The organism is Martelella sp. FLE1502 (assembly GCF_053484255.1).
In genome coordinates this window covers 1-22,422 of sequence record NZ_JBAKFQ010000044.1, presented here as the reverse complement: position 1 = coordinate 22,422, position 22,422 = coordinate 1, and the positions used below count along the sequence as shown (strand labels likewise).

Annotated in this window: 23 protein-coding genes and 1 pseudogene; 5 read left to right on the top strand and 19 right to left on the bottom strand. The window is 63.3% G+C overall.

Features of this window, described 5'->3' with window-relative positions:
* Nucleotides 1–8: 8 nt before the first annotated feature.
* The 4 genes from V6767_RS22320 to V6767_RS22305 form a co-directional block, all read right to left on the bottom strand.
* The gene (locus V6767_RS22320; RefSeq protein WP_448475455.1) at nucleotides 9–1,319 is read right to left on the bottom strand and encodes a hypothetical protein; all 1,311 of its coding nucleotides are present in this window, start codon (nucleotides 1,317–1,319) and stop codon (nucleotides 9–11) included.
* Nucleotides 1,320–1,953: 634 nt separating this feature from the next.
* Nucleotides 1,954–3,066 (bottom strand): ABC transporter permease, encoded by a 1,113-nt coding sequence (locus V6767_RS22315; RefSeq protein WP_448475454.1) that lies wholly within the window; start codon nucleotides 3,064–3,066, stop codon nucleotides 1,954–1,956.
* 3 nt (nucleotides 3,067–3,069) lie between these two features.
* Nucleotides 3,070–5,841 carry a ribosome-associated ATPase/putative transporter RbbA gene (rbbA, locus tag V6767_RS22310; RefSeq protein WP_448475453.1) on the bottom strand — a complete coding sequence of 924 codons (2,772 nt, stop codon included), beginning with the start codon at nucleotides 5,839–5,841 and terminating at the stop codon, nucleotides 3,070–3,072.
* Nucleotides 5,838–6,908, bottom strand: coding sequence for an HlyD family secretion protein (locus V6767_RS22305; protein WP_448475452.1), 1,071 nt, complete (start codon nucleotides 6,906–6,908; stop codon nucleotides 5,838–5,840). The genes rbbA and V6767_RS22305 overlap by 4 nt, the downstream gene beginning before the upstream one ends.
* Nucleotides 6,909–7,435: 527 nt before the next feature.
* Here V6767_RS22305 and V6767_RS22300 point away from each other — a divergent pair.
* Nucleotides 7,436–8,173, top strand: coding sequence for a Crp/Fnr family transcriptional regulator (locus V6767_RS22300; RefSeq protein WP_448475451.1), 738 nt, complete (start codon nucleotides 7,436–7,438; stop codon nucleotides 8,171–8,173).
* A 32-nt stretch (nucleotides 8,174–8,205) separates the two neighbouring features.
* Here V6767_RS22300 and V6767_RS22295 read toward each other — a convergent pair whose 3' ends face one another.
* The 15 genes from V6767_RS22295 to V6767_RS22225 form a co-directional block, all read right to left on the bottom strand.
* Nucleotides 8,206–8,616, bottom strand: a complete 411-nt coding sequence (locus V6767_RS22295) for a CBS domain-containing protein (protein WP_448475450.1) — start codon at nucleotides 8,614–8,616, stop codon at nucleotides 8,206–8,208.
* Between the two features lie 153 nt (nucleotides 8,617–8,769).
* A complete protein-coding gene (locus V6767_RS22290; RefSeq protein WP_448475449.1) occupies nucleotides 8,770–9,687 on the bottom strand; it encodes a F0F1 ATP synthase subunit gamma in 918 nt (305 codons plus the stop codon).
* A complete protein-coding gene (locus V6767_RS22285) occupies nucleotides 9,671–11,200 on the bottom strand; it encodes a F0F1 ATP synthase subunit alpha (RefSeq protein ID WP_448475448.1) in 1,530 nt (509 codons plus the stop codon). The genes V6767_RS22290 and V6767_RS22285 overlap by 17 nt, the downstream gene beginning before the upstream one ends.
* Nucleotides 11,190–11,948 carry a F0F1 ATP synthase subunit B family protein gene (locus V6767_RS22280; protein ID WP_448475447.1) on the bottom strand — a complete coding sequence of 253 codons (759 nt, stop codon included), beginning with the start codon at nucleotides 11,946–11,948 and terminating at the stop codon, nucleotides 11,190–11,192. The genes V6767_RS22285 and V6767_RS22280 overlap by 11 nt, the downstream gene beginning before the upstream one ends.
* 4 nt (nucleotides 11,949–11,952) lie before the next feature.
* A complete protein-coding gene (locus V6767_RS22275; RefSeq protein WP_448467634.1) occupies nucleotides 11,953–12,243 on the bottom strand; it encodes a F0F1 ATP synthase subunit C in 291 nt (96 codons plus the stop codon).
* Nucleotides 12,236–12,937, bottom strand: a complete 702-nt coding sequence (locus V6767_RS22270) for a F0F1 ATP synthase subunit A (protein WP_448475446.1) — start codon at nucleotides 12,935–12,937, stop codon at nucleotides 12,236–12,238. Before V6767_RS22270 ends, V6767_RS22275 begins: the two co-directional genes overlap by 8 nt.
* Nucleotides 12,928–13,221 (bottom strand): N-ATPase subunit AtpR, encoded by a 294-nt coding sequence (locus V6767_RS22265; RefSeq protein WP_448475445.1) that lies wholly within the window; start codon nucleotides 13,219–13,221, stop codon nucleotides 12,928–12,930. The genes V6767_RS22270 and V6767_RS22265 overlap by 10 nt, the downstream gene beginning before the upstream one ends.
* Nucleotides 13,208–13,504 carry an AtpZ/AtpI family protein gene (locus tag V6767_RS22260; protein WP_448432236.1) on the bottom strand — a complete coding sequence of 99 codons (297 nt, stop codon included), beginning with the start codon at nucleotides 13,502–13,504 and terminating at the stop codon, nucleotides 13,208–13,210. Before V6767_RS22260 ends, V6767_RS22265 begins: the two co-directional genes overlap by 14 nt.
* Nucleotides 13,501–13,911, bottom strand: coding sequence for an ATPase (locus V6767_RS22255; protein WP_448475444.1), 411 nt, complete (start codon nucleotides 13,909–13,911; stop codon nucleotides 13,501–13,503). Before V6767_RS22255 ends, V6767_RS22260 begins: the two co-directional genes overlap by 4 nt.
* On the bottom strand, nucleotides 13,908–15,314 hold the full coding sequence (gene atpD, locus V6767_RS22250) for a F0F1 ATP synthase subunit beta (protein WP_448475443.1): 1,407 nt from the start codon (nucleotides 15,312–15,314) through the stop codon (nucleotides 13,908–13,910). The genes V6767_RS22255 and atpD overlap by 4 nt, the downstream gene beginning before the upstream one ends.
* Before the next feature lie 28 nt (nucleotides 15,315–15,342).
* The gene (locus V6767_RS22245) at nucleotides 15,343–16,110 is read right to left on the bottom strand and encodes an SDR family NAD(P)-dependent oxidoreductase (protein WP_448475442.1); all 768 of its coding nucleotides are present in this window, start codon (nucleotides 16,108–16,110) and stop codon (nucleotides 15,343–15,345) included.
* Between the two features lie 13 nt (nucleotides 16,111–16,123).
* Nucleotides 16,124–17,038, bottom strand: a complete 915-nt coding sequence (gene arcC, locus V6767_RS22240) for a carbamate kinase (RefSeq protein ID WP_448475441.1) — start codon at nucleotides 17,036–17,038, stop codon at nucleotides 16,124–16,126.
* A 2-nt stretch (nucleotides 17,039–17,040) separates the two neighbouring features.
* Nucleotides 17,041–18,042 carry an ornithine carbamoyltransferase gene (argF, locus tag V6767_RS22235; RefSeq protein ID WP_448475440.1) on the bottom strand — a complete coding sequence of 334 codons (1,002 nt, stop codon included), beginning with the start codon at nucleotides 18,040–18,042 and terminating at the stop codon, nucleotides 17,041–17,043.
* A gap of 13 nt (nucleotides 18,043–18,055) precedes the next feature.
* Complete coding sequence (locus V6767_RS22230) at nucleotides 18,056–19,285, bottom strand: arginine deiminase (protein WP_448475439.1); 1,230 nt, start codon at nucleotides 19,283–19,285, stop codon at nucleotides 18,056–18,058.
* A gap of 14 nt (nucleotides 19,286–19,299) precedes the next feature.
* Nucleotides 19,300–20,748, bottom strand: coding sequence for a YfcC family protein (locus V6767_RS22225; RefSeq protein ID WP_448475438.1), 1,449 nt, complete (start codon nucleotides 20,746–20,748; stop codon nucleotides 19,300–19,302).
* Nucleotides 20,749–21,231: 483 nt separating this feature from the next.
* Between V6767_RS22225 and V6767_RS22220 the strand changes: the two genes are divergently transcribed.
* The 4 genes and pseudogenes from V6767_RS22220 to V6767_RS22205 form a co-directional block, all read left to right on the top strand.
* Nucleotides 21,232–21,465, top strand: a complete 234-nt coding sequence (locus V6767_RS22220) for a hypothetical protein (RefSeq protein WP_448475437.1) — start codon at nucleotides 21,232–21,234, stop codon at nucleotides 21,463–21,465.
* Between the two features lie 98 nt (nucleotides 21,466–21,563).
* The gene (locus V6767_RS22215; RefSeq protein WP_448475436.1) at nucleotides 21,564–21,767 is read left to right on the top strand and encodes a hypothetical protein; all 204 of its coding nucleotides are present in this window, start codon (nucleotides 21,564–21,566) and stop codon (nucleotides 21,765–21,767) included.
* Nucleotides 21,768–21,793: 26 nt separating this feature from the next.
* The gene (locus tag V6767_RS22210; protein WP_448475435.1) at nucleotides 21,794–22,240 is read left to right on the top strand and encodes a hypothetical protein; all 447 of its coding nucleotides are present in this window, start codon (nucleotides 21,794–21,796) and stop codon (nucleotides 22,238–22,240) included.
* Nucleotides 22,237–22,326 (top strand): annotated as a pseudogene (locus V6767_RS22205) (DUF4158 domain-containing protein); the annotation flags it as partial. The gene V6767_RS22210 and the pseudogene V6767_RS22205, both read left to right, overlap by 4 nt.
* Between the last annotated feature and the right edge of the window lie 96 nt (nucleotides 22,327–22,422).

The window sequence follows — 22,422 nt, the reverse complement described above, 5'->3', positions numbered from 1 at the left end:
GAACTACTTCAAATCAACAGCATGCGTTGCAGACTAATCGCCCGATGCTCTAGCCTGCCGCCCCAGACCGATATGGTTCCCGCAAAACTGGAGCCGTCGCCTGTGAGGATTGTGGTGCCGGCGTAGTTTTCAATTTCAGGGTTGAATATATTGAATGTGCTGTCGTCGATCAGGTCCGCAGAGAACGTGAAATCATCGCTGGTATGGTTGAAAACGAGGCGTGCCCGCTCGCCAGCGAATGTCACGCTCTCGGTGTCGACGGTGCCGGGCGCGGCGGGCTGCTGTAACTCTCCGTCGATTTCCTGGCCGCCGCCGATGTAGAGCCAGCCGATATCGCCAAACCCCTCTCCTATCCCGCCGAGCAGAACTGTATCGGCGTTGATGACGCCGCCCTTTGAAACCGTGACGACGCCGCCGTAATAGTCGCGCCCTATGACAAGCTCCGAGAACTTTGCTCGCGATCCCGCTCCGCTGACAAGCATGTAGGCGCCGCGGTACGATGCAAGTTCGCCCGATTCAGCGACAAGAACCGATCCGCCGCCCAAAACGTCAAGTGTCGCCGTGGCTTGGCTGCCGCCGATATAAAGGCCGCCCGCCATGAGTTTCGAGCCGCTGCCGGAAACGGTGGCCTCGGCCGAGTCATTGCCGCCGATCCTGGTCATGCCGACGACTTCAACCTCGCCGCCATCCAGGATGGAAAGTATTCCCTGGCCCTGCCAGCCGACGTCCAGTTGGTTGGTTATCTTCCAGTGGGACGGCGTGACAGGGTCAGTCCCGGATGAACCGGTGACAGTTACGCTGCCCTGCGAACCTGCCGCGTAGCCGAGATAGGCTGTGCCGCTGTTGACAGTGCCGCCGCCCTCGATGGTAAGCGTCCCGTTGCCGCTGTCGCCGATCGTGAGTGCACTGCCCAAGGTCCAGTTCGATCCCGCGCCGCTGACGGTGACCGCGCCAATGTAACCCGCGGCAGAGCCGATACTGCCTGTGTAGCTTGCAAGTTTGCCGCCGCCGTTGATCGTCAGGCTTCCATCTCCGGACACGGCGACGACGAAGCCTGTCGCGCCCAAGTCGCAGTTGCCGCCGAAAGTAACGCCAGTCGCGTTCAGCGGATTGTCCGGACACGTCGGCACGGGGGCTGCTGCTGCCGGGCTCATGCCGATGAAGCCGGCGATGACGCTAGCGATTGCTGCTTGTGTAAGGAGTTGTGCGCGCCGTTTTCTCAGCAGCGTTCCGGCTTCTCTTCGGAGATCGCCCACCGGCTTGGCCGTGCCGCGCTGTTTGCTCCTCAAAGACGCGGGTTGTCTTTGATGTGCAGTCATGAATTTACCCCCATGTGAAGACATTGCACCTCCGCGGCGAACCTGACGGAAGACGCCGATGTGAAATGATCATGATTGACGCGCGATCGGTCGACGAGAGCCCGATGAAGCCCGGCATCATCGACGTCCACCGCGTCTCTCTTGTCCGAAATCGACCACGTACACCATGCGTTACGGCCCCGGAACGCGCTATCGAAAGTCCCCAACACCAATGGCCAAGACGCCCCACACCTGTGACCAATCGAAAAAAACAAGCAAAACCGACGCATCTAAAGATTGCCAAGTAGCCAGAATACAGCTTTTGATACCAAAGTTGCACAGATATGCAAAAGACGGGTCGTGATGGGATACGAACCTGTGAAACATGCCTGTCTCTCCATAAGCAGTTGATAGATTGATACATTCTGAAATTGTACGCCCGCATTGTCAGCGGAATCTGAAACTGTTCGGTGTTTTGGCCTGAGCCGCCACTGCGGTTGGTTGGGAGCTGGGGCTGGCCAATAGGCATCGCCCCTCCTCCCTTGAACACCGGCATCATAAACGGACGCTGGCGGCAAGGCGGGCCATCCATAAAGGCGAGGAAACTGTGGTTGATCGTGTCTTCGGAAACGACAATGAACACCGACTACGGCACTTATTGCAGGAACCCGCGGAAACGGCGCAGCGCGATGGAAAAGAGCGCCAGTCCGAGGACTGCCAGCCAGACGAATTGCGGCCAGACGACATCAAGGCCCGCGCCGCGAAACAGGATGGCCTGCGACAAAGTCACGTAATGGGTATTGGGTGCCAGCAGCATGATGTCCTGAATGAATTGCGGCATGCTTTCGCGCGGCGTCAGTCCGCCGGAAAGCACCTGCAGCGGCAGCAGCACCAGCATCAGCAGCAGGCCGAACTGCGGCATCGAGCCCGCAATCGTCGCCAGGAAAATGCCGAGCGAGCACATCGCGAACAACATCAACGCGCTGCCGGCCATGAAAAGTGGCATGGAGCCGCTGACGGGCACGCCGAGAATGCTTTCAACCACGATCACGAGGGAAAGCGTCGAGGCAACGAGGACGACGAGGCCGATCGACCAGATCTTGCTGACCACGATTTCCACTGCGGTGACCGGCATGACCAGAAGGTGTTCGATCGTGCCATGCTCGCGCTCGCGGATCAGCGCCGCGCCCGAAAGGATCATCGACAGCATGGTGATGCTGGTGATGATGTTGATGATCGAGCCGAACCACATCTGGCTGAGCTGCGGATTATAGCTGGCGCGGATATCGAGAGAGACCGGAATTCCGATGCCGCCTGGAGCACGGTTAAGATATTCGCTGACGGTATTGTCGATGATCTGCTGGATGTTGGTGTTGCCGGTAAAGGCCTGCGTCATGCGCGTGGCGTCGATATTGAGCTGCAGCTCCGGGTTTCGCCCGGCCAATACATCCCGTTCGAAGTTTGTCGGTATATCGAGCACGAAGGTTGATGTTCCGCTATCCAGCCGGGCGTCCATCTCGGCGGTGGTAATGATTTCAGGCTCGATGAAATAGGGGGGATAGAAGGCATCGACAATGCGTTGCGACAGCGCCGAGCGATCCTCATCGACAACCGCGATCGCCGCGCGGTTAAGCGTTTCCGGCATCGCCGAGGACTCCATGTAGATGGACAGCGAAAAGGCGTAGACGATCAGAATGATCATCAGCGTGTCGCGGCCAAGCCCCCGCAATTCCTTGATGCCGAGCTGGAGGATATTGGAAAACCGCATGACCTACCTCTCCTGCTTGCCGAGCAGAAGCGTGCTGGCGATCGTCAGAATCGGAATGGCGATGAGAAAAGGCACGAAAGACGCCTGAAGATCGACAAAGCTGAGCGCCTTGGTGAAGGTTCCGCGCGATATCGTCACGAAATAGGTGGCCGGATAGACCTCGCCGATCATGGCTCCGACCCCCTGAAGCGCGCTGACCGGATCGATCAGGCCGGAATACTGGATTGCCGGAATGAGCGTGATCAGGGCGGTGGCGAACAGGGCTGCGATCTGACTACTGGTAAAGGTCGATACCAGCAGGCCCATGCCAGTGGAAATGGTGACGAACAGAAGGGCCGCCAGCGAAAAGGTGAGCACGCTGCCGGTAAAGGGCACCTGAAACACCATCAGCGAGGTTGCCAGCAGCAGGGCGAAATTGAACATGGCAAGCACGACATAGGGCAGTTGCTTGCCGATCAGGAATTCCAGCCGCGTCGTCGGCGTGACATAGAAATTGACGATTGAACCCAGCTCCTTCTCCCGCACCACGGAAAGTGTGGTGAGAATGGCGGGAATGAGCAGCAAGAGCAGCGGAATGACCGCCGGCGCCATGGCGACCAGGCTGCGGATATCCGGGTTGTAGCGATAGCGTGCGGCGACCGAATAGGCCGGATCAGCCGCCCCCGCCCCATAGACTTCCTCGATCTTGCGGGTAAGCCATGTGGCATAGACGCCCTGAATATAGCCCCTGGCCGACGATGCGCGCTGCGGCATCGAGCCGTCTAGCCAGACGCCGACTTCGACATCGCGCCCGCGCGCCAGATCGGCGGCGAAATGCGGCGGAATTTCGATGGCGAAACTGATTTCCCCGTCACGCATGCGCCTGTCCATATCGGCATAATCGATGAGCGGGGCTTTCTCATCGAAATAGCGCGATCCGGAGATATCGAGCGTCAGGTCCCTGCTCGTTACGGTCTGATCGCGGTCAAGCGTTGCATAGCTCAGGTTTTCGATGTCGAGGTTGATGCCGTATCCGATCACCAGCAGCAGAATTACGCTGCCGATGATCGCCATGGTGGCGCGGATCGGGTCGCGGCGCAGTTCCAGCGCCTCGCGCCAGGAATAGGCCATCATCCGGCGAACGTCGAAACGGTGTTTCAGCGCCCTTTCGGCGGCTCGCCCGTCGGCGCCCTCCTTTTCGGCATCTTCGGCGATCGCGGGCTCTTCCGTCTCCTGCGTCTCGTCCGTGACCGCTTCCAGATGGCTGATGAAGGCCTCTTCGAGCGTTGCCTTTCCGCTTGCCTCGATAATGGCAGCCGGGCTGTCGCTCGCCAACACCCTGCCGGCATGCATCAACGAAATCCGGTCGCAGCGCGCCGCCTCGTTCATGAAATGGGTGGAGACGAAAACCGTGACGTTGTCGTTGCGCGAAAGCGCGATCAGCATGCGCCAGAAGTCATCGCGGGCCAGCGGGTCAACGCCGGAGGTCGGTTCGTCCAGGATCAGGATATCCGGTCCGTGGATCATCGCGACCGCCAGCGACAGGCGCTGGCGGATGCCGAGCGGCAGCGCCTCCGGCAGGCTGTCGGCAACGTCGGCGAGATCGAACCGCGCGATCATTTCGCCAACGCGCGGTTCGATCGTCTCCGTCGGCAGCCGGTAAAGCCGCGCGTGCAAAGACAGGTTCTGCCGCACGGTCAGCTCGGTATAGAGCGAGAAGGCCTGGGACATATAGCCGACCCGCCGGCGCACATCGAGGTTGCCGGGATCGACCGGCTGGCCGAACAGCTTTGCCGTGCCGTCGCTCACATCCAGAAGCCCGGTCAGCATTTTCATGGTCGTGGTCTTGCCGCAGCCATTCGAGCCGAGAAAACCGAAAATCTCGCCCCGGCGAATGCGGAAGCTGACATCGTCGACGGCGGTGAAATCGCCGAAACGCTTGCTCAGATGCTCGGCCTCGATGGCAAAATCGCCGGCATCGCCCTCCTCGCGCGGGGTAATGTCCAAGGCCTTACGGCCGCCGCGGGTCGCTTCCGGCAGCAGCGCCACGAAAGCGTCGTCGAGATTGTCGGTGGCGGTCGCGTTTAAAAGGTCGGCCGGGCTGCCGGTGGCAAGAACATTGCCGTCATTCATCGCAGCCAGCCAGTCGAAGCGCGCGGCCTCTTCCATATAGGCGGTTGCGACGATGACGCTCAGGCCGGGGCGCGAGGCGCGGATATCGTCGATCAGGCTCCAGAACTGCCGTCTGGACAGGGGATCGACGCCGGTCGTCGGTTCGTCGAGAACCAGAAGGTCGGGGTCGTGGATCAGCGCGCAGCAAAGCCCGAGCTTCTGTTTCATGCCGCCCGAGAGCTTGCCGGCCGGCCTGTCAGCAAAGGGCAGCAGCCCCGTACTTTTCATCAGGGTTTCGATGCGCCGCCGGCGCTCCGCATGGGCATGGCCGAAAAGACGGCCGAAGAAATCGATATTCTCGTAGACCGACAGCGTGGCGTAGAGATTGCGGCCGAGCCCCTGCGGCATATAGGCGATGCGCGGGCAGACGGCGCGGCGGTGCCCGTCATCGGAGATATCGCCGCCAAGCACGCTTACAGCGCCGGTCTGCACCTTGCGCGCGCCGGCAATCAGCGACAGCAGGCTTGACTTGCCGACTCCGTCCGGGCCGATGAGACCGGCCATGCAGCCGGCGGGAATGTCAAGCGATATGTCGTTCAGCGCCGTCGTCTTGCGATAAAGCAGGCTGACGCCTTCGAGGCGAGCGACTGCGCCGGCGCCACCCTGCTCATCCGCGACATTCATTGGGCGAGATTTCCTTCAAGCGCGTCAGGCCAGGCGGCATTGGGGTCATAGCGCACATAGGCGACGCCGGGCAGGCCGGTCTTGACGAGATCGATATGCTCGCGCAACAGAGCCGGGTCGATGCGAGCCTTGACCCTGAACATCAGTTTCTGGCGCTCCACCTCCGTCTCGACGGTCTTAGGCGTGAACTGGGCGACGTCGGAAACATAGGAAATGCTGGCGGGGATGGTGAATTGCGGCGCGGCATCGAGCACCAGCCGGGTCTCCGCGCCGATTGCCGTTCGGCCCGCCTGCTCGGTCGGCAGGAAGAAGTTCATATAGACATCTGTCAGATCGACAATGTTGAGAATGCGACCGCCGGCCGCAACGATCTCGCCCGGTTGGGCGACGAGATACTGCACACGTCCGGGCCGCGGCGCAGTCAGTGTGCTGTCGTCAATGATCGACTGGATATAGTCTATGCTCGCCTCCGCGGCATCAATCGCCGCTTGCGCCTTGGTAAGCTGCGCTTCGGCGGTGCTGACGGCCGCGCTCGCAGCGGCGGACGAGGCCTCACCCGCGGCAACGGTGGCCTTCGCCTGCAGCGCCTTCGCCTCGGCGTCCTCGAGCGCCTGCCTGGAAGTGACATTTGTCTGGACCAGCTTCTGGAAGCGCGCGAAAGTGGCCTCGGCGGAATTGAGAACGGCCTTGCGCTGTTCGACGACGGCTTCGGCGGCCCGCTTTTCCGCCTTCGCCTGTTCTATGGTCGCATTGGCGGCGTCCACGCCTGTGCGGGCGCTGCGCAGCTTGGCCTCGGCCTCGCGTTTTTGCGCCTCCAGCTGTCTGGTGTCCATCTGCACCAGTTTCTCGCCGGCCTGAATGAAATCGCCTTCATTGACGAAAATCTCGCTGATTCGCCCAGCCGTCTTGGCGGAGATATCGATTTCCGTTGCTTCGATACGGCCGTTCCCGCTGGCAATGCCTTCAGGAAGAGCGTTGCCGTTGAGATTGCGCCATGCGGCATAACCGCCGGCCGCAACGGCTGCCAGGACGACGATCGCAACCCATTTACCCGAACCTGTCCGCACTCTGCCATCCCCATTTCGGCGTGAAATTTCGCCCCGACATATGCATGTAATCGCTCTACAACATTTTAGCGGGTGGAAAGACTGCGACAATGCGACATGTCGTCTTTATATCTCGAACTTCACAAAACTAATGCCGATTTACGTTTGAAACCGGGGTTCGCACATTCTCGGATGCTTACACGCAAAATGAGACGCGTTGCGCGGTAGATCGATCACAACATTCATTAGAGGCCAGAACAAGAGCAACTCATATGGTCAAACCCATGTTTCTGAAGCCTTCACAGCAGCGGGCAGGAGCTTCAGCTTGACCTGACTGGGCGGCTCGGCGAGAGTAGATAGGTGCCGCATTATCTCGTTCGGCGAGGGAGCCGCGGCGAAAAGAAGATGGCCGCACGGACAAGACAGCCCGGCGGCTCCGGTCTGCCGTTGTGGATCGCGGGACGGTGCAGGCTGTTGAGGCGAAGGCAAGCCGTCACCCAGACACGTTCGCAACCGTTCCATAGCGCCCGCCATGGGGAGAATTCATCATGCAGATCAGCGGACCTTTGCAGAAGGCGTATCGGAGTATCCCACGGTCTTCGGTTGTCGATGCCTATACCGCACTGCGTCCGAAACAGGCTAAACTCCGGGCCGCCAAGGGACAGACCATCGTTCAGGAATCGGGATACGCCGAACATTCGATGTTGCTGCTGAACGGCTGGGCGGCGCTTTCCAAGACAATGCCCGAAGGCGAGGTACAAATCATCGACGTGATGCTGCCGGGTGATTTTGCGCTGGTCGGCGCGGAGGTCGCCCCCGTCGCAGCCTTCACCGTCGAGGCGCTAACCGATATCAGCTACATCGCCATACCGCTCGAGCACGTCAATGGCCCGGCCCCGGAACACGCCGAGCTGCGCAGGCTGTTCACGGCGCTGCTCGTGACCACACAGGCCCGCATGTCCGAACTCCTGTTGCGAATGGGGCGAAGCAGCGGAGCGTGCCGCGTGGCCTATACCCTGCTGGAGCTTTATGTCCGGCTGGAGCAGATCGGCCTGACCCGGAACGGGCGATTTCGCCTGCCAATGAATCAGCACAAGATCGGAGAATTCACCGGCCTCAGCAACGTGCATGTCTGCCGCACCATGCGCCGGTTCGCGCGCAACGGGCTGATCACAAATTTCGATAATCAGGAGATTTCCCTTAACAATCTGAACGCCCTGAGCGACTTTGCAGGGGTTGACCTCACCCGGCTCCGCAAGGAAATCTTTCTGCGCAGACCGCAATAACCTGACGCGATTCAGCCTGGCTCTGCCATGCTTCAGCGCGTCTCGACCACCTCTCCGAGCGTTTGCCCCGCAAGTTCTTCATCGGCGTCGTTGGCGATGTCGCCCAGCGACATGATGCCGGCAGCAGCGCCGGCGTCATCGACAACGACCAACCGGCGAATTTGAAGATCGCCCATGCGGTGCGCCGCTTCGCGGACCGTCTGTTCGGGGCGACAGGTGGCAACGTCGCGTGTCATGATCGCGGCGATCGGCCCATCGGACACGGCGTTGGGAAGATAGCGCGTCACGATATCCCGGTCGGTAACGATGCCGACAACCTTCTCCGCCTCGCAGATCACGACGACGCCTATGCCGCACTCCTTCATGAGCGCCGCCACGGCCCGGACAGATGCCGTGGGACCGACGGTGGTCACGGGACGGCGCATGATGGATTTGACAAACATCTCCAATCTCCACATCGGACACTCGACCAAGAGGCTCCGAAAGCGCCTCCGCTACTTATTGCCGGCATTGCATTGCGGGCCTTGCCTACTGTTAACGCAACCAGCGCCGAAACGGATCCTTTGGTCAGGATTTTAGGCTGAAGGGCCCTGCCCCTAACCGCGCTGTTCAGGTTCGTCTTCGTCATGCCGCTTCTTTCGATGCGATTTCAGCGCCTCGAAACCGATGATGACATCGAGCAGTTCGGTGGTGATCTCACTCTGCCGCAACTGGCGCATCTCGCCGGCCAGTTCCTCGCGGCGGTCATCAATCGCGCGTTCGGCCTGCTGCATGCGGGCCAGACGCGCGGCGTTTTCGGTCACCAGCGCCTCGGCCGCGGCGAGAAAGAGTTCCGTGAAAAGAAAGCTGCGGACAAGGGCGGCCAAAAGACGTCCGGGCGCAAGAGAAAAGGTCGGCAGGCTGCGCGATGCCCAAGGGCGCGCCGCCAACGCCCCGGTCATGGCCGGGTCGAGCGGCAGCAGCCTGCGCGTCACCGGCGCCTGCCGGCCATGCTCGGTCCGCTGCATGAACACCAGCGACACGGTCATGCCGGCATCGCCTCTGACGCCCTGGATATCGTCGATGAGGGTGATCAGTCTTCCGGCAAGCCGGCCCAGCCCGTCGACATTGGCCGGCGGCAGAAGCGCGGTATCGGCGGCGATCCCCTGCCCCGCCAGCGCGTCCTCCAACTGCGCACCGATACAGATCACCCGCGTCGGGGCTTCATTGCCCGGGCCGCGCTGAACCTCTTCAGCCAGCAATTCATTGTAATTGCCGCAAAGCCCGTGATCGGAGCCGAAGGCGATCGTGACCCGCTCCGCGGCGTTTTCGGAAAACTCGGGCAAGGGTCCCTCGACGGTGATGAACGCGTGCAGGCCGTCCAGAACCGTGGCGCGATAGGCCTCGATGGCGTGAGCGGCCTGTTCGTAAGGCGCGGCGTTGATCGCCGACATCGTCTTCATCGTGCGCACGATGCCGCGAATGCTGTCCATGGTTTCGGCGCGGCGGGTGAGAAGCTCAAGCGTCTGCGTCATCGCCTTTTCCCATCGCTTCGACGGCTTGGCGCGCCCTGGCCGTGACGCCCGCGCGCATGGCGTCCGTCAGGGCCTCGTCGGCTGTGAGGCTTGCCGCAAGTCCGGCATCGTCCTCGCGCACGGCGCGGCGGATCGCGGCCATCGCCTGCATGGCCCGCGTCTCGTCCAGTCCGTCGAGAAGGCCCTCTATCGCGGCGATGAGGATGGCGAGCTGCTCGGCGGCCGGCATCGGATCGCGCTCGGGCTGGCGCAGCGCCGCGCGCACCGCCGCCCCGCGCGCCAGACGCGCGCGGGTATCCTCGTCCAGCCGCGTGCCGAAGCGGGCAAACTCCTCAAGCTCCTCGAATTGCGACAGCGTGACGCGCAGATTGCCCGCGACCGCGCGAAAGGCCCGGGCCTGCGCCTTGCCGCCGACGCGACTGACCGACACGCCGAGATCGACCGCCGGAAACTGGTTGCGCCGCACCAGCCGCGGCGACAGGTAGATCTGCCCGTCGGTGATCGAGATCAGATTGGTCGGGATATAGGCCGAAAGGTTCTCGGCCTGCGTCTCGACCACAGGCAGGGCGGTGATCGAGCCGCGCCCCTCGCCGAACTGGCCCGCGCGCTCCAGAAGCCGGGCATGGATGAAGAAGATGTCGCCGGGAAAAGCCTCGCGCCCCGGCGGGCGGCGCAAAAGAAGCGACAGCTCGCGATAGGCGCGGGCATGGTGCGTCAGGTCGTCCAGCACCAGAAGCACGTCTTGTCCCCTGGCCGCAAACGCTTCGGCCATCGCCATCGCGGCATAGGGCGAGACATAGACCAGGCCGGGCGCATCCTCGTCGCCCGCGGCCATGATGACGGTGCGCTCCATCATGCCGCCCTCGCGGATCGCGCCGATGACCTTGGCGACGGCATCGCCCCTTTGCCCGATCGCGCAATAGATGCAATGCACCCCGGTCGTGCGCTGGTTGAGGATCGCATCCACCGCGATCGAGGTCTTGCCGGTCTGCCGGTCGCCGATGATCAGTTCCCGCTGGCCCATGCCGACGGGCACCGCCGCGTCCACCGCCTTCAGTCCGGTAGCGAGCGGCCGCGACACCGCCCGCCGCTCAAGAATCCCCGTCGCCGGCCATTCAATGGGGCGGTGATGGTTCGTCTCGACCGCCCCCTGTCCGTCCCGCGGCCGGCCGATCGGATCCACGACCCGCCCCAGAAGCGGTGCCCCGACCGGCACGCTTACCACCTGGCGGGTGCGTCGCACTGTCTCTCCCGGCGTCAGGCGTTCCGTGGGACCGAGCAGAACGACGCCCAGCCGGCCCGGCTCCAGATCAAACACGATGCCCTTTACGCCGGAGGCGAATTCCAGCACTTCATCGGCCAGCGCCGAGCCAAGACCGGTGACGATGGCGACGCCGTCGGCGGCTTCCTCCAGACGCCCCATCTCGCTGACGCGCGGAGGCGGCGCCGGCGCCTCCAGAAGTTTGCGCAGCAACGCGCCCGCGCCGGTTTCGCCAACGCCGTCATCCGTCATCGCGCGCGCTCCCGGCCGGCAGGTCGTCCATGGCCTGACCCAGCATCGCCTCAAGGTCTGCGAGATAGTCGTCGATCGTCCAGTCCACCTCGGCGCTTCCCAGTTTCAGGCCGAGCCCCGGCGACCGCGTCTGATCGGTCTCGAAACTGAGCTGCGCGCTTGGCGCAAGCGTCTTCAGCGCGTCGCGCAGGCCATCGCGCACATCTTCGGGCAAGGGATTGCGGGTCACCGCCACCGCGTGTTGGGGCTCGCCATGCAGCCTGTCGGCCACCTCGGGCAGGCGCGCAACGGCACGGGCCACGATGCGGCTCTCCAGCGTCTCGTCGGCTAGGTCCGTCAGCGCCTTTCGGGTCAGCGACAACAGCGCCTCGGCTCCGGTTTTCTGCAGCTCGGTCCGGTAGGCGCGCGCATCCTCGGCGCGTTGCGCGGCCCGTTCCGCCTGTTCGCGGTCGATTTTCCGGCGGGCCTCGGCCAGCATTTCGCGGCGCTCCTTCTCGGCCTCCTGCCGGGCGGCTTCCAGCGTTTCGGCGCGGCTGGCTTGCAACGCCTCGATCCGCGCCTCATACTCGGCCTTCTGCTTCTCGGCCGCCGCCTCGACCCGGGCGGCTTCGCCCATGCGCGTGGAGATTTCCCGCTCGCGCGCGTCAATACCGTCGAGAATGGGCCGGTACAGGAACCGCTTCAGCAGCCAGACCAGAACCAGGAAATTGCCGATCTGCGCGCCGACCGTTATCCAGTCGATCGACATGGCGTCAGCTCCCGGCCCCTTGCGCCGCCGCCTCCAGCGCCGCGTTCCAGAACGGGTTGGCGAACAGCAGGATCATGGCGACGACAAAACAATAGATGGCCGTCGATTCGATCATCGCGAGGCTGACGAACAGCGTGCGCGACAGGGTCGAGGCCGCATCCGGCTGCTGCGCGATGGCGCTGAGCGCTGTCGAGGCGGCGCGTCCCTCGCCGAGGGCCGGACCGAGCGCGCCGAACGATACCGTCAGCCCGGCGGTCAGGATCGAGATGAAGGCGATGATGGAGAGGTCAGTCATGGGGCATGTCCTTTTTGTCGTCGGCGGCATCGGAAACGGCGGTGGCCGAGGAAATATAGACGGTCGCCAGAACGGCGAAGATGTAAGCTTGGATAACGCCCGTCAGCAGGCCCAGCATGTCCATGACCACCGGAAAGAAGAACGGCGCGATGGACAAGAGGATGGCGGCGATGACGGCGCCGCTCATGATGTTGCCGTACAGGCGGATGGCGAGCGAAACGCCGCGTGATGCCTCGCTGACGATATTGAACGGCAGCATGATGATCGAGGGCTCGGCATAGGTCTTCAGGTAGCCGCCCAACCCTCGGCTGCCGATACCGAAGACCGGCACCGCCACCAGCACGGAGAGCGCCAGCGCCACCGTGGTCGAAAGCGACGCGGTCGGCGTATCGAAACCGGGCACCACCATGAGAAGGTTCGCGGTCACGATGAACAGGAACAGCGTGCCGACGAAATAGAGGATGCGCGGATCGCGCCGCTGGGTCACCTCGGCGATCTGACCGACAATCAAGCTGACGATGACTTCGAGCGCGGTGCGCCAGCGGCTCGGCGGAACATCCGGGCGCAGCCGGCGCGTGACCAGGGCCGACACCCCGACAAGCAGCGCCATGATGATCCACGTATTGACGATCGTGGCGTTGATGGCGATGCCGAGAATGGTGAAGACGGTGGTATCGTCGGGCGTCAGTTGCATCTCGGAGCCTCGCCCGATCGCACGACGGCCACGATGATCGTCCGCGTGAGGAGAAAGCCGTAAGCGAAAGCCGCGATCGCCTGTAGGCCCAGCCCCGCGACCCACCAGCCAAGCCCGAGCAACGCCGCCATGCGCAGCGCGGCGCTGAGAAACAGCACCAGTGCCGGGCTCTGCCGGCGCAGGGCAAACCGGATGCCGAGCGCCAGGCCGCCGAGAAACAGGGCAGCCGCCACGGCGCCGGCCAGAAAGCCCGGCGCAACCAGTGTCCAGTCAAGTGCGATCATCGTCATTTCCTTCCTTCAAGACCCAGCCCCAGGCAATGAACACGCCAATGACAACGCCGCCGAGCAGCAGCGCCAGCGTCCACGAAAACCCCTGCGGCGCGACGCGATCCAGCCAGAGGCCCAGAAGCGCGCCGCCCACCGTCGGCACGGCAACCGACCAGCCGATCATGCCGAAGGTGCCAAAACCCCTGAGCGGGCTCGGGCCTGGCTTGTCGCGTGCGTTCTTCATCCGGCCGGCGCGGCGGCCGATTTCGCTGGCGGCGCGGTCGTCCTCATCGTTCATGGCTGCATCTTCCTCAGGCTTGCGAAGCGGCGCACCATCTCGGCCTCGAGCCGCGACAGGGCGGTGCGCGCCACGCGCTCCTCGTCCTCGATTTCGGCGAAGCTGCGGACCACGCGCGCGCGCAGGCTCTCCAGATCGTCGCTCTCAATCCCGCGGCGCACCGCAACGTCGACGGCATGCCCCTTCTTGACCAGAAGCCCTTCGTCGATGCCGAAGAACCGTTCCCGCCCGTCCGGCTCGCTCAGCAGGAGAACCGAGGGCACCAGGGCCGTGACGAAATCCACATGGTTGGGCAGAATGCCGAAGCCGCCATCCTCCGCCTCGGCCCTGAGGCGTGTGGCCGCGCCCTCGAACAGCACGGCGGAGGGCAGGCGCAGATGAACCTGCATTTGCGAGGCCGTGCTCATGCCGCCGCCTCCCCGAGCTCTTTCAGGCTGCCGATCATGTAATAATCGCTTTCCGGGCGGTCGAAACTGGTTTCCGACAGGATCGCCTCGCAGCCCTCCAGCGTCTCGTCGATGGAAACGAGCCTGCCCGTGGTGCCGGCCGAAGCGCCGACGGTGAAGAAGGGCTGGGTGAGGAAGCGCTCCAGCCGCCGGGCCCGAGCGACGACGGCGCGGTCATGCGCCGACAGTTCCTCAATGCCGAGCATGGCGATGATGTCGCGCAGATCCTCGTATTCGGCGAGCGTCCGGCGCACCGCGCGGGCGACATCATAATGGCGCTGCCCCACCACGTTGGGCGTCAGCATGACCGAGGTCGAGGCCAGCGGATCGACCGCCGGATAAAGCCCCTCGCTCGCGCGCTTGCGCGACAGCACAACCGAAGCGGAAAGATGCGAAAAGATGTGCGCGGCGGCCGGATCGGTGAAATCATCTGCCGGAACATAGACCGCCTGGATCGATGTGATCGCGCCCTTGCGGGTCGAGGAAATCCGCTCCTCCAGCTCCGCCAGTTCCGTCGCCAGCGTCGGCTGATAGCCCACCCGGCTCGGCATCCGACCGAGGAGCCCGGAGAGTTCAGAGCCCGCCTGCACGAAGCGGAAGATATTGTCGATCAGCACCAGCACATCCTGCCCGCGCGTATCGCGGAAATACTCGGCCATCGTCAGCGCCGATTTTCCGACGAGATAGCGCACGCCCGGAGCCTCGTTCATCTGGCCGAACAGCATCACCATCTTGTCGCGCACGCCCGCCTCGCCCATCTCGCGCCACAGCTCCTCCGCCTCGCGCGAGCGTTCGCCGATGCCGCAGAACAGGCTGACGCCGTGGTGATGCTCGACCGTGTTGTGGATGAGCTCGCTCAGAAGAACCGTCTTGCCCACGCCCGCCCCGCCGAAAAGCCCGGTCTTGCCGCCGCGCTCGATGGGAGACAGCAGGTCGATCGCCTTGATGCCGGTCTCGAGCACCTCGGCGCGCAGCACCCTGTCCGCCAGATGCGGCGGCGCGGCGTGAATGGAACGGCGGTCCTCGGCCTCCGGCGCGGGCCGCCCGTCGAGCGGCCTGCCGAACATGTCGAGCATCCGCCCCAGCACCGCCTCGCCCACCGGAACGGCGATGCCGCCGCCCGTGTCGGCAACCTCGGCGCCGAGCGCCAGGCCGCCAACGACGCCGAGCGCAATACAGCGCACGGTGCGCTCGCCGACCATGGAGGCGACCTCCATCGGAATATCGCCGGCCATGAGAAGGCTGTTGATGGCGGGAACCCGGTCCGCGAACGCCACGTCGACGATCCCGCCCCGGATCGCCACGACGGTCCCGCGGGCTTCTCCGGCATCCGGGACACCTTCATCCGGCTTTACATCCTGCATAGGCGACCTCCCGGGCGGCGTTCGGTCATCACGTTGCGGCCATGCCTCCGTCCACCGGATATTGCGCGCCGGTGATGAAAGCGGACTCGTCGGATGCGAGGAACAGCACCAGATTGGCGATATCCGCGCTTTCGCCATAACGGCCCAAAGGAATGGTGGAGGCAAGCTGATTCTTGACCTCGTCGCCGTGGCCGGGGCTGAACCCGTCTTCGAGCGAGCGCATCATCCGCGTGTTGACCGGCGAGGGATGGACGGAATTCACCCGCACATTGGCCACCGCCGCCTCGACCGCGGCCGCGCGCGTCAGGCCGACCACCGCGTGTTTCGAGGTGATGTAGGGGGCGACATTGGGGCTGCCCTTCAGCCCGGCAATCGACGACATGTTGATGATGCTGCCGGATTTCTGTTTCACCATCACCGGCAGAACATGTTGCAGGCCCAAGAAGGGGCCGCGCACATTGACGGCCATCACCCGGTCGAAATCCTCGATCTTCTGCTCGGTCAGCGGGGCGACCTTGCCCTCGATGCCGGCATTGTTGAAGAAGATGTCGATCCGGCCGAACCGCTCCACGGTTTCACGGACATAGCGCGCGGCGTCTTCCGGCGAGGACACATCGGCCGCTACCGTCAGAATATCAGACGAGCCAAGACTTTCGGCCGCCTTCTTCAGATCCTCTTCGCGCAGATCGACCAGCGCCACGCGCGCGCCCTCCTTCAGGAAAAGACGGGCGGTCTCAAGCCCGATCCCGGCAGCGCCACCGGTAATGAGCGCGATCTTATCCTTCAAGCGAGGCATGGTCTTTCCTTCCTTATCTTCCATCTCCGACAATGCGGGTGCCGGCGCGTTTCTCCAGTATGGCGGTGGCCTGGTCGAGCCGGCCGATCCCGACCAGTCCGCCATGGCTTGCGAATTCCGCCGCGGCCCTGATCTTCGGTCCCATCGACCCGGCCGGCAAATCGAGTTCACGGGCCTCCTCGGGCGCAAGTTCCGCAATCGCCGCCTCATCCGGGGTGCCGAAACCGCGATAGACCGCGTCCACATCGGTCAAAAGCAGCAGGGCATCGGCCCCGAGCTGTTGCGCCAGAAGGGCGCTGGCCGCATCCTTGTCGATCACCGCCTCAATGCCAGTCATGCTGCCGTCGGGCAGGCGCAGCACTGGAATGCCGCCGCCGCCGGTGCAGATCACGATCACGCCCTGATCCAGCAGAAGCCGCAGCACCCGGATATCCGGGATCTCCTGCGGCACTGGCGAAGGCACCACCCGCCGCCACTTGTCGCCATCCTGCGCAATGGTCCAGCCGGCCGCCTTGGCGCGCGCCTCGGCCTCTTCGCGCGCATAGACCGGCCCAATGAATTTGGTCGGCTTGCCGAAGGCCGGGTCACGCCCGTCCACGATGACCTGCGTCAGCAGCGTGGCCACCGGCTTTGCATGATCGAGCGCGTTTTCGAGCTCCTGCTCGATCATGTAGCCGATCATGCCGCCGGTCTCGGCCCCGAGCACATCCAGCGGATAGGCCTCGTCCGGCTTGTAGGCAGCACCTTGCAGCGCCAGCAGCCCCACCTGCGGGCCGTTGCCGTGGGTGACCACGAGCCGGTGCCCCGCCTTGACGATGCCGGCCAGCGCATGCGCGGCCTCGCGGACATTGGCGCGCTGATTTTCCGCCGTCAGCGGCTCGCCCCGTTTCAGGAGCGCATTGCCGCCCAGGGCTGCCACGACAAGCATGGTCAACCTCCCAGCGTGGCGACCAAAACCGCCTTGATGGTGTGCATCCGGTTTTCCGCCTGATCGAACACGATCGAGGCAGGGCTTTCGAACACCTCTTCGGTCACCTCCATCGCATCAAGGCCGAACTGCTCCTGTATCTCCTTGCCGACGCTGGTATCGGTATTGTGGAAGGCGGGCAGGCAGTGCATGAATTTCGTGCGCGGATTGCCGGTCTTTGCCATGACCTCCGTTGTAACCTGATAAGGCTTCAGAAGGTCGATGCGCTCGGCCCATTTCTCCTTGGCTTCGCCCATGGAGACCCAGACATCGGTGTAGAGGAAATCCGCGCCCTTGACGGCTTCGTCGACATTCTCCGTCAGCATAATCCGCGCGCCGGTCGCCGCCGCGATCTCTTCGGCCTCCTTGCGGATCTCCGCAGTCGGCCACAGGCTTTCCGGCGCGCAAAGCCGCACGTCCATGCCCATCTTTGCCCCGCCGATCAGCAGGCTGTCGCCCATATTGTTGCCGGCGTCGCCCAAGAAGCAGTAGGCGATCTCGCGCAGAGGCTTGTCGCTGTGTTCCTGCATGGTCAGGAAATCAGCGAGAATCTGGGTGGGGTGGAACTCGTCCGTCAGCCCGTTATAGACCGGCACGCCAGACCATTCGGCAAGCGTCTGCACCACCGCCTGCCCGAAGCCGCGATACTCGATCGCATCATAGACCCGGCCGAGCACCCTTGCGGTGTCCTTGACGGTTTCCTTGTGGCCCATGTGGTTGCCCGAGGGGCCCAGATAGGTGACCGTCGCGCCCTGATCATGGGCCGCCACCTCGAAGCCGACGCGGGTGCGGGTGCTGTCCTTCTCGAAGATCAGCGCGATTTCCTTGCCCTTCAGCGTCGGCACCTCGGTGCCAGCATATTTCGCGGTCTTCAGATCGGCCGCAAGTTTGAGAAGGAAGGCGATTTCCTGCGGCGTAAAGTCGCGCAGGGTCAGGAAATTGCGGTTCTTCAGATTGTAAGCCATGGCTGTATTCTCCTCAGGCCGGATCGCGCATGGTCGGGCAGGACATGCAGCGGCTGCCGCCGCGCCCGCGCCCGAGTTCCGCGCCGGGCAGCTCGATCACCTCGATGCCTTCGGCGCGCAGCGCCGCATTGGTGTCGTCGTTGCGGTCATAGCCCATGACCACGCCGGGACGCAGCGCCAGCACGTTGTTGCCGTCGTTCCACTGCTCCCGCGACTGCTCGAACGGATCGCTACCGCCGGTGGGAATGACCTTCAACTGCTTGAAGCCCATCGCATCGGCCACGACCTCGAACAGCGGGCGGGTATCGTGGCGCATGTCGATCGGCTTGCCGCCCTCGCCGGGATGCAGATCGTAGCAGGTCATTTCCTCCGCAACTTCCTTGAAGCTGGTCACGACATCGCCGCCGCAGAAGGTGAAGACCGTGTCGAGATGCATGGCGGAGCGTTCCTTCGGCATCTGGCAGGCGATCACCCGCTCGGCGCGGCCCTGGCTGAACAGCGCCTCGGCCAGAAGCCCCACGGCCTGCGGCGAGGTACGCTCGCCCATGCCGACCAGAACCAGGCCGTTGCCGACCGGCATCTGGTCGCCGCCTTCAAGCGTGGCAAGCCCGTGATCGGCCAGCGGGTCGCCCCAGATCACCTCGACCTTGCCCGCGAATTTCGGGTGGAACCGGTAGATCGCAGCGGTCAGCAGGGTTTCCGGGCGGCGTGCCTGCCAGTACATCGGGTTCAGCGTGACGCCGCCATAGAGCCAGGCCGAATTGTCGCGGGTGAACAGGAAATTCGGCAGCGGCGGCAGGATGAAGCCGTGATAGCCGAGATAGCTGCCGAACATGCCATCGGCGGCAAACGGCAGATCGGCGACCGTCAGCCCGCCGATCAGATATTCGGCAAGCTTGGCGCCCTCAAGCGTGTCCATCCAGCCCCGCAATTCCTTCTGCATGCCGATGCCGACATGCTGGGCCGAAATGCGGTTGTCGAGAACCCATTTGCGCGCCTCGGGATTGTCCAGAACCTCGGCCAGCATCGCGCCGGTTTCCAGCACCTCGACGCCTTCGTTGCGCATCGCCTCTGCAAAGGCGTCGTGATCCTTCTGTGCCTGCTTGACCCAAAACACGTCGTCGAAAAGCAGTTGCTCGCAATTGTCGGGCGTAAGCCGCCGGTGCGCGAGGCCAGGCCGGCAGATGATGACCTGCCGCAACCTGCCGCTTTCGGAATGGACCCCGAGTTGATGGTTGGTCATAACGGACCTCTCTTTCACAGTAATGCGCCGATACTCAGCACGACCGAGATGAAGATCAGAAGGATCAGCATCAGCGGCCAGATGAAGACGATCCAGCGGTCATAGGACACGCGCCCGATGGCGAGCCCGCCGATGACCACAGCGAAGGTCGGATTGATCAGATTTACCAGTCCGTTGGCGGACTGATAGGCCGTGACCACAAGGTCGCGGCCGACGCCGGCGAAGTCGGAAAGCGGTGCCAGAATGGGCATCGACAGCACGGCCAGCCCCGACGAGGACGGCACGAAGAAGCTCATGCCGAGCTCGATCCAGAACATCACATTGATGAAGGCCAGCTCGCCAAGCCCGCCGAGCGTCTGTTCGGCGCCGTGCAGGATCGTGTCGGCGATCAGCCCGTTTTCCATGATGACGACGATGCCGCGCGCCAGCCCGACCACAAGCGCTACGCCCAGAAGATCACGCGCGCCGTCGACGAAACTGCCGGTCAGCTGCTTTTCGCCCTGCCGCGAGATCAGTCCGATGACGATGGCCGAGCCGAGGAACAGCGCGCTCATCCGCGCCATCCACCAGCCTTGGCTGGAAACACCCCAGATCATGACCACGAAGGTGGCGGCAAAAATCAACAGAACAACCTTCTGAGTGCCGCTCAGCTTCGCCTCGGTCTCTTCGCCGAATTTGTCCTGAAGAAAGATCTTTTTATGGGCCTCGGCCTGTTTCGCGACGACCGAGCGTGACGGATCGGTCCTGACCCGATGGGCATAGCGCATGACATAGGCCGCGCAGATCACCAGACCGCCCAGGAGGAGCACCAGCCGCAGGATCAACCCGTCGGTGAAGGGAATGCTTGCCGCATTGGAGGCAATCACGGTGGCGAAGGGGTTGATCGTCGATCCGAGCACGCCGATGCCCGCGCCGATCAGGATGATCGCGACGCCCGTCACGGCGTCGTAGCCCGCAGCGATCATGACCGGGATCAGGATGGCATAGAAGGCCAGCGTCTCTTCAGCCATGCCATAGGTGGTGCCGCCCAGCGCGAAAAGCCCCATCATGATCGGAATGATCCATATCTGGTGCCCCTTCATGTCGAACATCGCCGCCTTGATCCCCTTGTCTATCGCGCCGGTGGCATTCACCACGCCGAGGAAGCCGCCGAGAAACAGGACGAACAGCGCCACGTCGATGGCGTTTGCCGCATAGCTGTCGGGATTGTAGAACCCGGCAATCGGCGCCAGCATCACGTCGACGAAGCCCTGCGGGTTCGGATCGACCTCATGGAAGGTGCCGGCGACGGCGATTTCGCGCCCGACCTCCTCATTCATCACCCGGTCATACTGACCGGCCGGAATGATCCAGGTCAGCGCGGCGACCAGTACGATCAGAGCAAAAAGAATGGTGTAGGCCGTCGGAAATCTGGATGAAAGCTCTGGCGCCGGCTCGGTCTGCGGCTTGGTTTGGTCGATCATTGCGGTCCTCCGACTGAAAATATCGCCCCCGGCTTGCGCTCTGAAGGGTCCTTTAAAGATCGACCTGAACCGATTTCCCACGGCAGCGCATTGATCGAGGTTAACGCGACGCAAACATGCCGCCCTCAACCTGTGTCGAGACGTCGCCCGCTCTTGGGGAAACCAGGCCGGATGCCTTTCTGTAATCCGCCAAACCTGTTGGCTAGCCTGGCCCGTTGCGGCTATGGTGAGCGTGCGTGATGTCCCTCAGGGTGATCCGACAGGGAATTTCTCGTGAGGGAGTCGAATGGACATCTGGCTCACCGGCAGAGCAGTTCGGTCGCGTTTTTTTTCAGATTGCGTGCAGGCGTGGCTTTCGTTTTGCTCGTTCTGACATTGGCCGGAACCTCCGCCGTGTGGAAAGTGGTCACGGATCGCTCCCGCGGCTACGTTCAGCGCCAGGCCGCCGAAACACTGGCCGTTCAGGCGTAAGTCCTCAACGGCGTGCTGGAAAAATACCGGCTGATTCCGCCCCTTCTTGCCCGGCAGGATGAAGTGGCGTTGCTGTTTGCAAGCCTCGCCTCCGAGGACTCCATTCAGAAAAGGGCGCGTTCGCTGGCGGAAGAAGTCGCCGGTCTTTCCGGCGCGCGAGATATGGCGTTCTTTACGTCTGACGGCAAGTTGCTTGCCGCGGCGCGGGATATCTCCGGGGACAAGCCGGCCGCGCGGAACTCTTAAGGGCGGCGAACGAAAATCGGCTCGGCCGCACCATTGCCCTCGTCAACGGGAAAAGCCGCGTTTACGCCTCCGGGACGGGTGTCCGCCGGAACGGGCAGTTGCGAGGCGTGGTCGCCGTCTATGGCGGGTTCGATGCGGTGGAGCGCGCCTGGGCGCTTTCTGCCGATCCGATTTTCGTCACCGACAGCAATGGCATCGTGTTCCTTTCCAACCGCGAAGACTGGCTGTTGAAGCCAGTCTCCGAGATCGACGCCCGGTTCGGCACGGGCGGCCCACACCACGCATATCGATGTCATGCGTGACCTGCCGCTGAAGGGCTGGCAGTTGCATGTCCTGGGCAATCGCAGCCGTATCGTTTCCGCGCGACCGGACAAAAGAGCTCAGCCTGGAAAACCGCAGCCTGTCGCACGAGATCGATGATCGGATCGAGGCCGAACGGGAACTGAAGCGGGTTCAGCGCGAACTAATCCAGACGGCGAAACTGGCCGGTGTCGGGCAAATGGAGGCAACGCTTGCCCACGAGATCAATCAGCTGCTGGCCGCGATCGAGACCTATGCCGCCAATACAACACGCGCGCTTGCGCTCGGCAGGCAGGAGATCGCGGACAGCAATCTCCGCCGCATCACCGCCATGGTCGCGCGCATTTCCGAGCTTTGGGGAACCCTGCTGGCGTTTTCAAGAAAGCCGGGCACAAGGACGGAAGCCGTGCGGGTGAAGGCGGCGCTCAACGAAGCGCTGATCCTCATCCGGGCCAAGGCGGATCGCACAGCCTGATCAGGCACTTTACTCTCTCGCCCTCGGATAGACTTGAGATTGAGGTCCGCCGACGTCCGCACAATCGCCTTGGTTTTGCCGTGCAGCTTTAGCTTTGCCTGATGCGTCATCCTGGAAGAGCTCTCAACCTCCCTGAGGGCGAAACTGGCGGCGTCGGTCAATCCGACGCCGCCGTATTTTGG

Bases quoted from the DNA above. Each gene is read 5' to 3' on its own strand.
- V6767_RS22320 (WP_448475455.1), bottom strand. From the start codon at position 1,319: ATGACTGCACATCAAAGACAACCCGCGTCTTTGAGGAGCAAACAGCGC.
- V6767_RS22315 (WP_448475454.1), bottom strand. From the start codon at position 3,066: ATGCGGTTTTCCAATATCCTCCAGCTCGGCATCAAGGAATTGCGGGGG.
- rbbA (WP_448475453.1), bottom strand. From the start codon at position 5,841: ATGAATGTCGCGGATGAGCAGGGTGGCGCCGGCGCAGTCGCTCGCCTC.
- V6767_RS22300 (WP_448475451.1), top strand. From the start codon at position 7,436: ATGCAGATCAGCGGACCTTTGCAGAAGGCGTATCGGAGTATCCCACGG.
- V6767_RS22295 (WP_448475450.1), bottom strand. From the start codon at position 8,616: ATGTTTGTCAAATCCATCATGCGCCGTCCCGTGACCACCGTCGGTCCC.
- V6767_RS22290 (WP_448475449.1), bottom strand. From the start codon at position 9,687: ATGACGCAGACGCTTGAGCTTCTCACCCGCCGCGCCGAAACCATGGAC.
- V6767_RS22285 (WP_448475448.1), bottom strand. From the start codon at position 11,200: ATGACGGATGACGGCGTTGGCGAAACCGGCGCGGGCGCGTTGCTGCGC.
- V6767_RS22280 (WP_448475447.1), bottom strand. From the start codon at position 11,948: ATGTCGATCGACTGGATAACGGTCGGCGCGCAGATCGGCAATTTCCTG.
- V6767_RS22275 (WP_448467634.1), bottom strand. From the start codon at position 12,243: ATGACTGACCTCTCCATCATCGCCTTCATCTCGATCCTGACCGCCGGG.
- V6767_RS22270 (WP_448475446.1), bottom strand. From the start codon at position 12,937: ATGCAACTGACGCCCGACGATACCACCGTCTTCACCATTCTCGGCATC.
- V6767_RS22265 (WP_448475445.1), bottom strand. From the start codon at position 13,221: ATGATCGCACTTGACTGGACACTGGTTGCGCCGGGCTTTCTGGCCGGC.
- V6767_RS22260 (WP_448432236.1), bottom strand. From the start codon at position 13,504: ATGAACGATGAGGACGACCGCGCCGCCAGCGAAATCGGCCGCCGCGCC.
- V6767_RS22255 (WP_448475444.1), bottom strand. From the start codon at position 13,911: ATGAGCACGGCCTCGCAAATGCAGGTTCATCTGCGCCTGCCCTCCGCC.
- atpD (WP_448475443.1), bottom strand. From the start codon at position 15,314: ATGCAGGATGTAAAGCCGGATGAAGGTGTCCCGGATGCCGGAGAAGCC.
- V6767_RS22245 (WP_448475442.1), bottom strand. From the start codon at position 16,110: ATGCCTCGCTTGAAGGATAAGATCGCGCTCATTACCGGTGGCGCTGCC.
- arcC (WP_448475441.1), bottom strand. From the start codon at position 17,038: ATGCTTGTCGTGGCAGCCCTGGGCGGCAATGCGCTCCTGAAACGGGGC.
- argF (WP_448475440.1), bottom strand. From the start codon at position 18,042: ATGGCTTACAATCTGAAGAACCGCAATTTCCTGACCCTGCGCGACTTT.
- V6767_RS22230 (WP_448475439.1), bottom strand. From the start codon at position 19,285: ATGACCAACCATCAACTCGGGGTCCATTCCGAAAGCGGCAGGTTGCGG.
- V6767_RS22225 (WP_448475438.1), bottom strand. From the start codon at position 20,748: ATGATCGACCAAACCAAGCCGCAGACCGAGCCGGCGCCAGAGCTTTCA.
- V6767_RS22210 (WP_448475435.1), top strand. From the start codon at position 21,794: ATGTCCTGGGCAATCGCAGCCGTATCGTTTCCGCGCGACCGGACAAAA.